The 16,785-nt window shown below is 64.7% G+C and carries 3 protein-coding genes; 2 read left to right on the top strand and 1 reads right to left on the bottom strand.

The features are described 5' to 3' along the window. Window positions 1–19 precede the first annotated feature (19 nt). Window positions 20–973 carry a siderophore-interacting protein gene (locus APH36_RS26040; protein WP_060501180.1) on the bottom strand — a complete coding sequence of 318 codons (954 nt, stop codon included), beginning with the start codon at window positions 971–973 and terminating at the stop codon, window positions 20–22. A gap of 184 nt (window positions 974–1,157) precedes the next feature. Between APH36_RS26040 and APH36_RS26035 the strand changes: the two genes are divergently transcribed. After that, window positions 1,158–15,362, top strand: coding sequence for a non-ribosomal peptide synthetase (locus APH36_RS26035; protein ID WP_060501177.1), 14,205 nt, complete (start codon window positions 1,158–1,160; stop codon window positions 15,360–15,362). Window position 15,363: 1 nt separating this feature from the next. Then, a partial coding sequence (locus APH36_RS26030; protein WP_256219354.1) for a condensation domain-containing protein occupies window positions 15,364–16,785 on the top strand: 1,422 nt, incomplete at its 3' end.

Here is a 16,785-nt window from a genome sequence, read left to right as displayed (position 1 = left end):
CGCCCTCGGCTGTCTCACGTCAATCAAAGGTTCGGCCGGCCCGCCAATACCCCATCAACGTCAGGCATTCTCGCTGCAATCCACGTTCCTTGATCAGGTACCGGCGTATCTCCATCACCGTCGCCGATTCCCCCGCCACCCAGGCGTGAAACTCGCTGCTGTCGCTACTGGCCTGTTCCCACAGGATGCGAGTCTCAATATCCACGTCTTCCAGCTTCGCCCGTGGTGCGGCGTGCCCAAGCGGCAGGCTGGCCAGCTCGCGCACGGCGTGCTGCATGGCTTGGCCATGTGCGCAGCTCAGCCGTTCGCGCGGCAGCCAGCGCAGCGCCGTGGCATCGCCATGGCGCAGGCTCAGGCAATCCGCCTCCAGCGGCACCTCGATGAATGCTTGCACCGCCAGCTCGGGCTGGGTGTCAGCCAGTTGCTCCAGGATGCCGGCAATCGCCGGCAGTGCGGTTTCGTCACCTACCAGCAGCACATTGCGCACACCTTGCGGTGGCTTCCATTCATAACCGCCGGGGTCGCCGTCATAGGCCAGGTTGGGCGCGACTATCTGCAAACGGTCACCCACCTGCGCGTGGGTGGCCCAGGCCGAGGCGGGGCCGTTGACACCATGCAGCACGAAGTCGATATCCACCTCCAGCGCCTCACGGCGCAAGGCACGGATGGTGTAGGTGCGCATCGGCGGGCGCTGGGTCGGTGGCAGGGCACTGTGCGCGGCCTTCCAGTGCAGGTCGTTGTTCAGGCTGGGCGGTGAGCCGTCGGGGGCGGGAAACAGCAGCTTGACCCGTTGGTCTGGGGCCAGGGTGGTCATTTCAGCAACCTCCGGGCCGGTGAATACCAGCCGGGTGAGCGAAGGGCTGAGCGCGATCCGCCGCTTCAGCTGGACATTGAAGATTCGATAGCTGGGGCGTTTGCCGGGGAGCGCTTGAGTGACCCGCTTGCGCAGGTTGTTGGCCAGGGTGGAGAGCATCGCGAGGGCCGCCTTCTGGAGGATGGGTATGACGTTCAGACGAGTCGCCCACCCGGTGATTTAAGCGCGCAGCCTGGGCTGCCGGCGGTGGCCGGGGCTTTGGCTAAATCAGCTCGCGGCTGTTTCGTCTTTGAGGGATGACTGGGCCCTGTGGTCCCGCTTCCTATCGCTAAGGACGCATTGCATGAATGCCGAAAACTCGTTGAAACTCGCTCGCCGCTTTATCGAACTGCCGCCGGAGAAACGCCGTTTGTTCCTGGCCGGGCTAAAGGCAGAGGGCGTCGATTTTTCCTTGTTTCCGATCCCTGCCGATGTTGCCTGCGATGACCGCGATGGGTTGTCCTACGCCCAGCGGCGTATGTCGTTTCTCTGGCAGCTGGACCCCCAGGGCGCTGCCTACAACCTGCCCATGGCTGTGCGCCTGAAGGGCAAGCTCGACCGCCAGGCCCTGCAGCAAGCGTTCGATCGCCTGGTTGCGCGCCACGAGAGCCTGCGTACGCGCCTGCGTACCCAGGGTGAGCATCTGTACCAGGAGGTCCTCGCTGCCGAGGCCGTTGCCATCGTCGAGCACGACCTCACCGCCCTGGCAGCGGCGCAACGCGAGGCCCGTGTCGCGTCACTGGCCGAAGGCCAGGCGCAGGCACCTTTCAACCTGCTGCAAGGGCCGCTGTTGCGCGTGAACCTGCTGCAACTGGCTACCGACGAGCACGTGCTGCTGCTCACCCTGCACCACATCGTGGCCGATGGCTGGTCGCTGAACGTGCTGATCGATGAGTTCGTGCGCTTGTACGATGCTGCCTGTCAGGGCAGCGAAGCGACCCTGCCGGCGCTGCCCATCCAGTACCGCGATTATGCGCTGTGGCAACGCAGCTGGCTGGAAGCCGGTGAGCAGGCGCGACAGCTGAGCTACTGGCGCGAGAAACTGGGCGATGATCATGCCGTGCTTGAGCTGCCGCTCGACCATCCCCGTGTCGGCGCACCGAGCCATCGCGGTGCGCGGCGCGAGTTGCAGGTCGACCCCGCGCTTGCCGAGCGTCTCAGGGCGTTGGCCAGCGCCCAAGGGGTTACCCTGTTCATGGTGCTGCTGGCATCGTTCAAGCTGCTGCTGCAACGCTACAGTGGCCAGCGCGCCATCCGCGTCGGCGTTCCGGTCGCCAACCGCCACCGTACCGAAGTAGAAGGCTTGATCGGTTGCTTCATCAACACCCAGGTGCTGCATACCGATATCGACCCGCTCATGGATGTGAGCCAGCTACTCGGCCGGGTCAAAGACACCGCCCTGGGCGCCCAGGCGCACCAGGACCTGCCGTTCGAGCGCCTGGTCGAGGCGCTCGAACTGGATCGCAGCAGCGCGCAAAGCCCGTTGTTCCAGGTGCTGTTCAACCACCAGGCGGCCATCGCCGACGCCGGTCAGGTCCGCCTTGGCAGTGGGCTGACGCTGGAAAAAGTCGCCCTGGACAAGCACAGCGCTCGCTTCGACCTTTCCCTGGACACCTATGAAAGCGCCGGGCGTCTGCACGCGGTGTTCACCTATGCGCTGGATGTCTTCGAAGAAGCCACGATCATCGGTTTCGGCGAGGACTGGTTGCGACTGCTCGACGGGCTGACCCAATCGCCCTCCACTGCGGTCGGCGAGCTGCCCTTGGCGACCCAGGCGGTACAGCCGCTGGAACCGCAAGCTGCCGGGGCGCAAACGCCCGGCCTGTGCGTTCATCACCTGATCGAAACGGCCGCCAACCTCAACCTGCAAGGCCTTGCAGCGAGCGGCGACGCCGGTCGAATCAGCTATGCCACCTTGCAGGCACGCTCGGATGCCCTGGCCCACGCACTGCTGGCGCGTGGCGTACAGCTGGATCAGCGGGTCGGCGTGGTGGCCGACCGATCCTGCGAGATGCTCATCGGCATCCTGGCCGTGCTCAAGGCCGGTGCCGCCTACCTGCCGCTGGACCCTGACCAGCCCCAGGCGCGCATCGACTTCATGCTTGCCGACAGCGAGGTCAAATGGGTAGTGGGCCGAGCGAGGCAGATCAGCTTGCCTGAAGGCGTCACAGCGATTGACGTGGCGGGCGACTACCCGTCAGCGTCGGCGCCCAAGGTGGCGGTCCATGCCGACAACCTTGCCTATGTCATCTACACCTCCGGCACCACCGGCAAGCCCAAGGGCGTCGCGGTCAGCCATGGCGCCTTGGTCAACTACGTGCACGGCGTCAGCCAACGCCTGCCCATGGACCAGATCGCCAACCTGGCGATGGTCACCACGCCGGCGGCCGACCTTGGCCACACCATGCTGTTCGGTGCACTGTGCTACGGCAAGACCCTGCACATGCTGCCCAAGGAGACCGTGCTCGATGCCCAGGTCTTCGCCGCCTACCTGCAGGCGCATGCCATCGATGCACTGAAGATCGTCCCCTCGCACTTGCAGGCCATGCTCGCCGCAGGTGCCGAAGCCTTGCCACGGCGCTGCCTGGTGGTCGGGGGCGAAGCGTGTACTGCGGCGCTTCTGGGCCGCATCAAGGCCTTGGCGCCCGACCTCGAGGTGATCAACCACTATGGTCCCACCGAGACAACGGTCGGCGTCCTTACCCATGCCCTGCAGGATCGACCGGTGCTCGGCCAGCCGCTGGAAAACCTGCGCGCCCATGCGCTGGACAGCTGCCTTCAGCCCGTGCCCGGCAAGGCCAGGGGGGAGCTCTATATCGCCGGTGCAGGGCTTGCGCGTGGCTACCTGGGCCAGGCGGCGCTGACCGCCGAGCGCTTCGTGCCCGACCCCTGCGGCACCGAGGGTGCGAGGATGTACCGTACCGGCGACTGGGTACGCCTGAACGCTGACGGCGAATGCATGTTTGCCGGGCGCATCGATGGCCAGGTGAAGATTCGCGGTTACCGCGTCGAACTGGCCGAGATCGATGCCTGTCTGCGGCAGTTGCCGGGAATCGAAAGCGCCGTTGTGCGCGTGGTTGGCGAAGACGCCGATCGGCAGCTGGCCGCCTACCTGGTCCCGCAGCACTGGGCTGCGCAGGACGAAGCCCGTCAAGCAGTCGTCGAAGGTGTCCGGGCCGCGTTGAAGCTCGCCCTGCCTGAGCATCTGGTGCCGCATTACCTGATGCTGCTGGAGCATCTGCCGGTAACCCTCAACGGCAAGGTCGACGTCAAGGCATTGCCTGAGCCGGTCGCCGTCACAGCCCTTTACCGGGCTCCCGAGACCGCACTGCAGATGCAGGTCGCGGCCATTTGGGCCGACGTGTTGCAACAATCCCGGGTCGGCCTCGACGACAATTTCTTCGCCTTGGGTGGCCATTCGCTGCTGGCCACTCAGGTGGTCTCGCGGATCAGGCAGCAACTGCGCCTGGACGTGGCCTTGCGGGTGCTGTTCGACACTGCCGACCTGTCCGGTTTCGTCGAGGCGCTGCAGGGGCTGGAGCAGGTCGCCGGGGGCGAGATCCAGGTGCTGGACCGGACGGTGCCGCTGCAGGTTTCGCACGCCCAGTATCGCCAGTGGATGTTCTGGAAGCTGCACCCGCAAAGCACCGCCTACAACACCCCCCTGGCCATCCGCTTGCAAGGCCAGGTGGACCGGGCCGCGTTGCAGGCCGCGTTCGATGCGCTGGTGATGCGCCATGAATCCCTGCGCACGGTCTTCGAAGAGCATGACGGCATCCCCCGGCAGCGCATACTGCCCGCAGCGTCGCCGTGCATCGAGTACCATGACCTCAGCACTGCCGACGGCCGGGCGCTGCAGCAGTGCCTACAGGACGAGGCGCTTACGCCCTTCGACCTCGAGCAGGGGCCACTGATTCGGGTCAAGCTGTTCCAGGGTGGCTCGCACGAGCAGGTGCTGACCGTGCTGTTGCACCACATCGTCTCGGACGGCTGGTCCATGAGCGTCATGGTCCGCGAGCTGGCTGCCGTCTACAACGCCCACACCACCGGGCAGTCGCTCGAGCGCCAGGCGCTGGCGGTGCAGTACGCCGATTACGCCGCCTGGCAGCGCGAACGCCTGGCCTCGGGCGAGCTGCAGGCCCAGCTGGCATTCTGGAAAACCACGCTGGAAGACGATTTTTCAGTCCTCGAACTGCCTGCCGACCGTATTCGCCCTCAGGTCCAGAGCTATCGCGGCGGGCGCGTGGATATACTCCTGCCTGCCGCGCTCACCGCCGATCTGCAGCGTCTGGCGGTTGCTGCCAATGCCACGCTGTTCCATGTGTTCCTGGCCTCGTTCGCACTGCTGCTGTCGCGCTACAGCGGGCGCGAAACGCTCAACATCGGCATGCCGGTGACCAACCGTAATCGCCTTGAGCTGGAAGGGCTGATCGGTTTCTTCGTCAACACACTGGTCGCTCGCGTGGCGGTCGATCCGTTGCAGTCCTTCAGGCACTTGTTGCTGGCGGTCAAAGAGACCACCCTGCAGGCTCAGGCGAACAAGGACATCCCCTTCGATGTGCTGGTGGAAGCGCTCAAACCCGAGCGGGGGTTGGGCCACAACCCACTGTTCCAGGTCATGTACAACCACCTGAGCGACCTTGGCGAGCGGGTCTCCGGCGACAGCGTGCAAGGGTTGCGTGTCGAGGAGGTCGACCTGGTCGAACACACCACGCAGTTCGACCTGTCGCTGGACACCCTCGAACGCAGCGATGGTGTGATCGCTTCCTTTGGCTATGCATCGGACCTGTTCGACGTCGAGCGTATCGAACGCCTGGCATCGGTCTGGGTCAACCTGCTGGGCGCCCTGGCCAAGGACGCGGTATTGCCGGTGGCCGAGCTGCCTTTGCTGTCGGCTGCCCAGCACACGCTGGCACTCGAAGCCGTCGACCCGGCCCCCTTGCGTTTCGCCGAAGGCCTCGGTGTGCATCAGCTGTTCGAGGCGCAGGTTCTGCGCGCACCGGAGGCTACGGCGCTGGTCCTCGATGATCAGGCACTGACGTATCAGGCACTCAACCGCCGCGCCAACCAGTTGGCCCACAAGCTGCGCGAGCTTGGCGTGGGGCCTGAGGTGCGTGTTGGCATCGCCGTGGAACGCAGCCTGGACATGGTGGTAGGCCTGCTTGGCATTCTCAAGGCCGGTGGTGCCTACGTGCCGCTCGACCCGCAATACCCGCAGGAGCGCCTGCGCTTCATGATGCAGGACAGCGGTGTTCACCTGCTCCTGACCCAGCCCCACCTGGTACCGATGCTGCCGGTTTCCACAACGGTGACCTGCCTTGAAATGCAGGCGGGTGAGCAGTGGCTGGGCAACTACAGTACGGCCAACCCGGTGAGCCTGACCGTCCCCGACAACCTGGCCTATGTGATCTACACCTCCGGGTCCACCGGCAAGCCCAAAGGTGTGGCCATCGCTCATCGGGAGCTGTCGGTGTTCTGCAGCGTGGCGGCTGACTATTCGCGGCTCGATGCCAGTGATCGGGTGCTGCAGTTCGCCACGGTCAACTTCGACGGCTTTGTCGAGCAGCTTTACCCGGCCTTGTGTTGCGGTGCCCGGGTCGTCATGCGCGGCTCGCAGCTGTGGGACATCGAAACCCTCAAGCAGGCCATCGTCACCCACGGCATCACCGTGGCGGACCTGACCACCGCCTACTGGCGCATGCTGGCGGCGGAAAAGCTGCCCGCCGGCGCCTGCGCATCGCTGCGTCAGGTGCACGTGGGCGGTGAAGCCATGCCGATGGAAAGCCTTGGCGACTGGTACGCCAGCGGATTGCAGCAGGCACGTCTGCTCAATACCTATGGGCCTACCGAGGCGACCGTGGTAACCACTGTTCAGGACTGTGCAGGCTTGCAGCCGGGTGCCGGTGGCAAGGCCATCGTGCCGATCGGGCGGGCGGTGGGCGGCAGGGTGACCTATGTCTGTGACGATGGCCTTGTCCTGGCCCCGGCCGGTTGGGTGAACGAACTGCTGATCGGTGGTCGCGGCTGCCTCGCCCGTGGCTATTTCAACCGCCCGGCGCTGACCGCCGAGCGTTTCATTCCCGACCCGTTCGACCCGGTCGGCGGCGGCCGTCTGTACCGTACCGGTGATCTGGCAAGCGCGCGTGTCGAGGGTGTTCTCGACTATGTCGGTCGCATCGACCATCAAGTCAAGATTCGCGGCCTGCGCATCGAACTGGGCGAGATCGAAGCGCGACTGCAAGAGCATGCCAGGGTGCGTGAAGCACAGGTCATCGACATCGACGGGCCCACCGGCAAGCAACTGGTCGCCTATCTGGTAATCGAGGGCGGTGTTGAGCCGCAGGATGCGCTGCGTGAAAACCTGTCAAGCCACCTCAAGGCTGCATTGCCGGACTACATGGTTCCGGCGCACCTGATGTTCCTCGGCCAATTGCCGCTGACGCCGAACGGCAAGCTGGACCGCAAGGCACTGCCAAGGCCTGACCTGAGCCTCGACCAGCCTGCCTACGTGCCCGCTCGCAGCGAACGCGAAAAACAGATTGCAGCCATCTGGGCCCAGGTCCTCAAGGTTGAACGCATCGGCCTGACCGACCATTTCTTCGAACTGGGCGGGCATTCGTTGCTGGCTACCCAGGTCACCTCGCGCATTCGCCAGGTACTGGGCCTGGAAATACCCCTGCGCACGCTTTTCGAAGCCCCGGTGCTGGCTGATTTCGTTGCCTTGACAGGGCAGGGCACGCACGCGCCTGCCCTGGCGTTGCAGCCGGTCGACCGCACGCAGCCGTTGGCCTTGTCTTATGCCCAGCAGCGGCAGTGGTTCTTCTGGCAGATGGCCCCTGAAAGTACCGCCTACAACATGGCCACGGTCCTGCGACTGCGCGGCGAGCTGGATGTCGAGGCACTGCGCCTGAGTTTCGAAGCGCTGATCGCGCGGCACGAGACCCTGCGTACCACCTTCCGCCAGGCCGGTGACCAAGCCCTGCAGGTGATCCACCCGGCGCAGCCGTTCAGCCTGGCCTGCGAAGGGGTCGAACCGTGCGAGGGAGACGAACAGGCCGCGCTGCTCAAGCGCCTGGTCGAGGCAGAGACGCAACGCCCCTTCGATTTGGAGCACGGGCCGTTGTTGCGCGTGAAACTGTTGCGCGTGACCGAGGATGACCATGTCCTCGTACTGACCTTGCACCATATCGTCTCCGATGGCTGGTCGATGCCGGTGATGGTCGATGAACTGGTGCAGTTGTACCAAGGGCTGCGCAACGGGCAGGCGGCGCAGTTGCCTGCGCTGCCTGTCCAGTACGCCGACTACGCCGTATGGCAGCGCCAGTGGATGGAGGCCGGTGAGCGTGAGCGCCAGCTGGCCTACTGGAAGGCCCAGCTGGGCGACCGGCAGCCGGTGCTCGAACTGCCCGGTGATCGCCCGCGCCCGGCCAACCAGGACTTCGCCGGCGCCAGTTTCGCCATCGACCTGGACCGCGACCTCGTGCACGCGCTCAAGGCATTGGCCCAGCAGCAGGGCGTCAGCCTGTTCATGCTGCTGTTGGCCAGCTTCCAGACCCTGTTGCACCGCTATTCGGGGCAGGACGACATTCGCGTTGGGGTGCCGATCGCTAACCGTAACCGCCTGGAAACCGAGCGCCTGATTGGCTTCTTCGTCAATACCCAGGTGCTCAAGGCCGAGTTCGACCTGCACACCACCTTCAGCCAGCTGCTTGAGCAAACGCGTCAGACGGCCCTGGCGGCCCAGGCTCATCAGGATCTGCCGTTCGAGCAGTTGGTCGAGGCGCTGCACCCTGAGCGGAGCCTGAGCCACAGCCCGCTGTTCCAGGCGCTCTACAATCACCAGACCGAACAGCGGGGGCAGGTGCGCAGCCTGCCCGGGCTGGAAGTTCAAGGCATGGCCTGGGAGCGCTATACCGCACAGTTCGACCTCACCCTTGATACCTTCGAGCATGCCGAGGGGCTGGGCGCTTCGCTGGTCTACGCCACCGCGCTGTTCGACCGCCCGCGCATCGAGGCGCTGGCGCAGCATTGGTGCAACCTGCTGGCCGACATCGTGCGTCAACCCCATCAGCGTGTCGCCGAACTGGCGATGCTGGGCAGGCAGGAGCGTGAGCAACTGTTGGCAAGGTGGGACCAGACTGGCGACGACCATCCGGACGACCGTTTCGTCCATCAACTGTTCGCAGACCAGGTTGCCCGCACCCCCGAAGCCATCGCGATCCGCTTCGACGATCAACGCCTGAGCTACCGCCAACTCGATGCGCAGGCCAATCGCCTGGCGCACCGCTTGATCGAGCAAGGCGTCGGCCCGGAGGTCAGGGTGGTCATCGCCATGCGCCGCTCCACCGAGATCATGGTGGCGTTCATGGCGGTGCTCAAGGCCGGTGGCGTGTATGTACCGCTGGACATCGCTTATCCGCAGGACCGCCTGCGCTACATGATGCAGGACTGCGCTGCGGCCTTGGTGCTGACGCAGAGCGATGTGCTGGGCACGCTGCCAATCCCGCACGGGTTGCCGACGCTGGCGGTGGACCTGCCGGCCACCTGGCAACAAGGCCCGGACACGGCGCCCGAGGTGGCGCTGTCAAAGCACAACCTTGCCTATGTGATCTACACCTCGGGTTCGACCGGCATGCCCAAGGGTGTCGCAGTGGCGCACGGGCCTCTGGCCTCGCACATTCTGGCCAACGGTGAACGCTATGAAACCGGCCCGCAGGATTGCGAGTTGCACTTCATGTCCTTCGCCTTCGATGGCGCCCATGAGGCCTGGATGCACCTGCTGATCAACGGCGCCAGTGTGCTGGTGCGTGACGACAGCCTGTGGCTGCCCGAGCAGGCCTACGCCGAGATGCACCGGCATGGCGTGACCATTGCCGTGTTCCCGCCGGTCTATCTGCAACAGCTGGCCGAGCATGCCCTGCGGGTGGGCAACCCGCCACCGGTGCGCATTTATTGCTTCGGTGGTGATGCCGTACCGCAAGCTGGATACGAGCTGGCCTGGCAGGCCCTGCGCCCGCAATACATCTTCAACGGCTACGGGCCGACCGAAACGGTGGTCACACCGTTGCTCTGGAGCGCGTCGCCAGGCGATACCTGCGGCGCGGCCTACGCGCCTATCGGCCGCCTGGTCGGGCGCCGCCGCAGTTATGTCCTCGATGCCAGCCTCAACCTGGTGCCGTTGGGGCACAGTGGCGAACTGTTCCTTGGCGGGCTCTGCCTGGCGCGTGGCTATCTCGACCGCCCAGGCCTGACCGCCGAGCGCTTCGTCCCCGACCCGTTCGCCGCGAACGGCGAGCGCGTCTACCGCAGCGGTGACCTGACCCGCACACGCGCCGACGGTCTGGTTGACTACCTGGGGCGCATCGACCATCAGGTCAAGATCCGCGGTTTCCGTATCGAGCTTGGCGAGATCGAGGCGCGGTTGCAGGATCACCCGGCGGTGCGCGAAAGTGTGGTCATCGACATCCAGGGCCCAGGCGGCAAGCAGCTCGCCGCGTATTTGGTCAGTGCGGATGTGCAGCTTGACGACCTGCCGGGGCAAAGCCTGCTGCGCAGCGAACTGCGCGATCACCTCAAGGCGACCTTGCCGGACTACATGGTGCCCACGCACCTGGTGTTCCTCGACACGTTGCCGCTCACGCCCAATGGCAAGCTGGACCGCAAGGGCCTGCCAGCGCCTGACGTCACTCAGCTGCAGCAAGTGTACGTGGCACCTCGAAACGCGCTGGAGCAGACCATCGCCGGGATCTGGGCGGATGTTCTGAAAGTCGACAAGGTGGGGCTGTCCGACAACTTCTTCGAACTGGGTGGCGATTCCATCATGTCGATCCAGGTGGTCAGCCGCGCGCGTCAGGCGGGTATCCACTTCACCCCCAAAGAGCTGTTCCAGCACCAGACCGTCCAAGGACTGGCCTCGGTCGCCAGGCAAGGGGACGAAGGCGGATTGCTGATCGAGCAGAAGGCTGCCACTGGCCAGACCCTGCTGCTGCCGATCCAGCAATCGTTCTTCGAGCAGGACATTGCCCAGCGCCACCACTGGAACCAGGCGCTGTTGCTCAAGGCAGGTCAGGCGTTCGACAGCCAGGCACTGGAGCAAGCGCTTCAGGCCCTGGTGATCCACCATGACGCGCTGCGCCTGCGCTTCGATTGTGCAGCGGGTGAATGGACGGCTCGTTACGGTTCGCCAGAGCCACAGCAAGGTCTGCTGTGGCAGGCTACTGTGGCGGATGCCGAGGCGCTTGAAGCGTTGTGCAATGACGTCCAGGGTAGCCTTGACCTGCAGCGCGGCCCGTTGCTGCGGGCATTGCTGGCAACCCTCGCGGATGGCAGCCAGCGCGTGTTGCTGGCGATCCATCACCTGGTGGTGGACGGGGTGTCCTGGCGCGTGCTGCTGGAAGACCTGCAAACCGCCTACCGCCAGTTGCACGCCGGCCAGCCAGTCGACCTGCCAGCCAAGACCAGCGCGACCCAGGCGTGGGCTGCGCACTTGCAGCGCTACGCTCGCAGCGAAACGCTGCAGGCGCAGCTGGCTTACTGGCAGGCGCAACTCGGCCAGGCTGATGCCGACCTGCCTTGCGACAACCCGGGTGGCTCGTTGCATGGCATGCATGTCGGCACCGCCCGCACCCGTCTTGACTCGGCCAGTACCCGGCAACTGCTGCAACAGGCACCTGCTGCCTACCGTACGCAGATCAACGACTTGCTGCTGACCGCACTGGCCCGCGTCATCGCACGCTGGACCCAGCGCAGCGACGTGCTCGTGCAACTGGAGGGGCATGGCCGCGAAGCGTTGTTCGATACCATTGATCTGACGCGGACCGTGGGTTGGTTCACCAGCGTGTTCCCGGTGCGACTGAGCCCAGAGCAGACGCTTGATGCGTCGATCAAGCGGATCAAGGAACAGCTACGGTCGATCCCGGACAAAGGCATTGGCTACGGTGCCCTGCGCTACCTGGGCGATGAGCAGGCCCGCGCGGCGCTCGCGCAGTTGCCGAACCCCCGCATCACCTTCAACTACCTGGGGCAGTTCGACGGCAGCTTCGCGCCGGGCTCGGACGCCGATGCGTCGGCGTTCCTGGTGCCTGCTGGCGAAAGCGCCGGCGCCAGCCAGAGCAGCGAAGCGCCGCTGGACAACTGGTTGTCGATCAATGGCCAGGTCTATGCCGGTGAGCTGAACCTTGAGTGGACCTTCAGCCGCGACATGTTCAACGTTGACACGGTGCAGCGCCTGGCCGACCAGTTCGCTGCCGAGCTCAAGGCGATTGTCGAGCATTGCCTGGCGGATACCCACGCAGGTTTGACGCCTTCGGATGTTCCGCTGGCCGGGCTGACCCAGGCCCAACTGGACAGCCTGCCTGTTCCGGCGGCGCAGATCGAAGATCTTTATCCCCTTGCGCCCATGCAGCAGGGCATGCTGTTCCACAGCCTGTTCGAGCAAGGCGGGGGGCATTACATCAACCAGATGCGCGTCGACGTCAAAGGGCTCGACGTGCCACGCTTCAGGCTCGCCTGGCAGGCCGCTGTCGATCGCCATGAGGTGCTCAGGGCCAACTTCGTGACCTGCTTCCAGCACCCGCTGCAGGTCATTCGCAGGCAGCTCGAATTGCCGTTCACGTACCTGGACTGGGCCGGCATCGCCGAGCAGGGTGCGGCTCTGGACAGCTGGGCCGAAGCGGATCTGCGCAAGGGCTTCGACCTGCAGCATGACCCCCTGCTGCGCCTGGCGGTTATCCGCACCAGTGAAGCATCGTGCCATCTGGTCTTCACCAGCCATCACATTCTGATGGATGGCTGGAGCAATGCGCAGTTGCTCGCGGAGGTGCTCCAGGCGTATGCCGGGGTGCCGAACGGTGGGCTGCCGGGCCGCTATCGCGATTACATCGAATGGTTGCAGCGCCAGGATGCCCGGCAAGCTCAGGCTTTCTGGCAGCAGCAGGTGCATGACCTGAACGAGCCTACGCGCCTGGCACTGGCCATGCGTCAGAACAAGGCCCGCCTGGGTACCGGCTACGGTGAACACCAGCAGCGCTTGAGCGAGCAGCAGACGCAGTCGCTGGCTGCTTTTGCCCGGCAGCAGCGGGTGACCGTCAATACCTTGGTGCAAGCGGCGTGGCTGCTGCTTCTGCAGCGTTACACCGGGCAATCGTGCGTGAGCTTCGGTGCGACGGTATCCGGTCGCCCGGCGGAGCTGCGCGGTGTGGAGCAACAGCTGGGGCTGTTCATCAACACGCTGCCGGTGGTCGCCAACCCGCGTCCGCAGCAGCGGGTGGCAGAATGGGTGCAGCAACTGCAGGCGCAGAACCTGGCGCTGCGCGAATACGAACACAGCCCCTTGTACGACATCCAGCGCTGGGCCGGATCGGGTGGGGAAGGGCTGTTCGATACCTTGCTGGTGTTCGAGAACTACCCAGTCGGCGATGCGCTGCAGCAGAGCGCACCCGCCGGGCTCGTGTTCGGCAACGTGCACGGGCATGAACAGTCGAGCGTGCCGCTGACCTTGGCGATTGGCGCAGGTACGCACCTGTCGGTGCACTACAGCTACGACCGCCAGTGTTTCACGCAAGAAAGCATCGCGCAGATCGCCCGCCACTTCGGCACGCTGTTGCAGGCGCTGGTCAGTGGTGCAGATCAGAGGCTGGGTGACCTGGCAATGACGACCGAGGACGAGGACCTGCAAGACCTCGTTCATCGACACGGTGATGCCTTGTCGCTTTCGGACGCGCCTTGTGTACACCTGTTGATCGAAGCGCAGGCCGCTCGCACGCCGAATGCCACCGCGCTGATTTTCGGCGACCAACACCTGACCTATCAGCAGCTCAACCGGCGTGCCAACCAGTTGGCGCACCACCTTCGCGAACGCGGGGTGGGCCCGGATGTACTGGTAGGGGTTGCACTCGAGCGCAGCCTGGAGATGGTGATCGGTCTGCTTGCGATCTTGAAGGCAGGCGGTGCGTATGTGCCGCTGGACCCTCTCTACCCCCGTGATCGCCTGGCCTACATGATGCAGGACAGTCAGGCTCGTCTGTTGCTGTCCCAGGCTTCGCTGGCGGATCGCTTGCCGCAGGGCGGGACGGCCGAAGTCTTGCTGCTTGACCGGTTGCAGCTGCGAGACGACGCTGATGGGCATCTGGACAATGTCACCGCGCCGGGCAACCTGGCACTGAGCATCTACACCTCGGGATCCACAGGGCTGCCCAAAGGTGTGCTGATCGAGCACCGCAATGTCACGGCGCTGATCGGCTGGGCGCGCACGGTCTACACCACGCAGGACCTGCAAGGCGTGCTGGCATCGACGTCCATCTGTTTCGACCTGTCGGTATGGGAGCTGTTTGTCACGCTGGCTGCGGGTGGCTACGCGGTGCTCGCGCAGAATGCGCTGGAACTGCCCTACCTGGCGGCACGAGAACGCGTACGCCTGGTCAATACCGTGCCCTCGGCCATCAAGGCGCTGCTCGACGCCGGTTCGCTGCCTGCGAGCGTGCGCATTGTCAACCTGGCAGGCGAACCCTTGCGGCAGCCAGTGGTGGACAGGCTCTATGCACTGGGCCACGTGGAGCATGTCTACGACCTGTACGGGCCGTCCGAAGACACCACCTATTCCACCTGGACCCGCCGTGAGTCCGGTGGGCGAGCCAATATTGGCCGGCCTATCGCGAACACGACAGCGTACACGCTGGACATCAATGGTAAATCCATGCCGTCCGGGGTTGCGGGCGAGCTCTGCCTTACCGGTGCCGGTCTTGCCCGGGGCTACCTGGGGCGTGCGGCACTGACCGCGGAGAAATTCCTGCCTGATCCTTTCGACACTTCCGAGCATGGCGGAGGCCGTCTGTACCGGACCGGTGATCTGGCGTCCTATCGCAACGACGGCATGATCGAGTACATCGGGCGTATCGATCATCAGGTGAAGATCCGTGGTTTCCGCATCGAGCTGGGCGAGATCGAACTCAAGCTGCTTGCGCATCCCGCCATTCGCGAAGCGGTGGTGATCGATAGCGAAGGCCCGGGTGGGCGGCAACTGGTCGCGTACCTTGTGGCTGATGCGTGCATGCAGTCGCTTCGCGACACCCTGCGTGAGTATCTGAAGGCCATGCTCCCGGAATACATGGTCCCGGCGCACTTCGTCGCGCTGGACGCTCTGCCACTGACCCCCAATGGCAAGTTGGACCGCAAAGCCCTGCCTGCACCGGATGCAAACACGCTTCAGGAAGGTTTCGTGGTGCCTTGCAGCGAACTTGAAGTGCAGGTGGCAGCGATCTGGGCCGATGTGCTGAAGCTTGAAAGGGTCGGCATGAACGACAACTTCTTCGAGCTGGGCGGGCATTCGCTGCTGGCAGTCCAGGCGACCCAGCGCGTGCAGTTGCTGCTGGGGCTGGAGGTGCCGCTTTCGGCCCTGTTCAGTGCCGGGCGACTTGCGGACTACGTGGCGACGATGGCTGAGCTGGCGCCTGCCAGCCCAGCGGATGTCGATGAGTTGAGTGATTTCCTGGCAGAACTGGAGAGTGTTTGAAATGACGGCCCAGAACATCGAGCTGGTTAAACGGTTTCTGCATCTGCCACTGGAGCAGCGCAAGCAATTCTTTGAAAAGATGCAGTCCAAGGGCATGAGCTTCGCTCGGCTGCCGATCCCGCGGATACGGGACGAATGGGGGCCCATCGGGTTGTCGTATGCCCAGCAGCGCCAGTGGTTCCTTTGGCAGTTCGAGCCCGAAAGCGCGGCCTACAACATCAGCATGGCCCTGCGTTTCAGGGGCGCATTGGACCCCGCGCTTCTGCAGCGTAGCCTTGAAGACCTGGTGCACCGCCACGAAAGCCTGCGCACCGCTTTTGCCCAGGACGGCGACCAGCCTGTCCAGGTCATTGAACCGAGTGTGCGGGTGGACATTGTGCAGGAGCCCTTTGCAGCGGCACCCGACGCTGATTTTGCCGAGCGCCTTGAACGTCGCATCGAAGAAGAGGCCGGCCAGCCTTTCGACCTGCGGCAGGCGCCGCTGTGGCGGGTAAGGCTGCTGCAGGTGAACGAGGCCGACCATGTGCTGATCCTGGTCATGCACCATATCGTCTCCGATGGCTGGTCGATGCCGATACTGCTGGACGAGTGGATCCGCAGTTACGAGGGGCATCGCCTTGGCCAGCCGGCGTCGTTGCCGGAACTGCCGATCCAGTATGCCGACTATGCCATCTGGCAGCGCCGGTGCATGGAAGCGGGTGAGCTGGCGCGTCAGCTGGCGTACTGGGAGGCCGAGCTGGGGGGGGAGCAGCCGGTGCTGGAACTGCCGATCGACCGTCCTCGCCCGGCCGTGCAGAGCCGGGCAGGTGCAAGCCTGGATATCAGCCTGGACGACACACTGTGTGCCGGCCTCAAGCAGCTGGCGCGTGATCGGGGCGTGACCGTGTTCATGCTCCTGCTGGCCAGCTACCAGACCTTGCTGCACCGCTACAGCGGGCAGAACGATATCCGTGTCGGCATACCCACGGCCAACCGCAATCGAATGGAGACCGAAGGCCTGATCGGCTTTTTCGTCAACACCCAGGTACTCAAGGCGGACTTCGACCTGGGGATGACCTTCACTGAACTGCTTGAGCAGACTCAGCGACGCGTCTCGGGTGCCCAGGCCCATCAGGACCTGCCGTTCGAGCAGCTGGTCGAAGCCTTGCAGCCAGAGCGCAGCCTCAGCCATAGCCCGTTGTTCCAGGTCATGTTCAATCACCGGACCGAAGCGCGTGGGCAGGGTCGGCAGCTGCCTGGCTTGGCTGTCGAGACCCTGAACTGGGAACGCGGGACAGCGCAGTTTGACCTGACGCTGGAGACCGTGGAGCACGAGGCAGGGATTGCAGTGTCGCTGACCTACGCAACCGCGCTGTTCGACGAAGCCACCATCGCCCAGCTTGCCGGGCACTGGCAGGGCCTGTTGGCCGCCATCGTCGCCCAG

It is taken from the genome of Pseudomonas sp. NBRC 111133 (genome assembly GCF_001320605.1).
Taxonomy (GTDB): Bacteria; Pseudomonadota; Gammaproteobacteria; order Pseudomonadales; family Pseudomonadaceae; genus Aquipseudomonas; species Aquipseudomonas monteilii.
The sequence above is the reverse complement of the archived record's forward strand: the minus strand, read 5'-3'. Positions and strand labels throughout refer to the sequence as shown.

What these genes read in the sequence shown, in the direction of transcription:
- APH36_RS26040 (WP_060501180.1), bottom strand. Translation starts at nt 973, where the DNA reads ATGCTCTCCACCCTGGCCAACAACCTGCGCAAGCGGGTCACTCAAGCG.
- APH36_RS26035 (WP_060501177.1), top strand. Translation starts at nt 1,158, where the DNA reads ATGAATGCCGAAAACTCGTTGAAACTCGCTCGCCGCTTTATCGAACTG.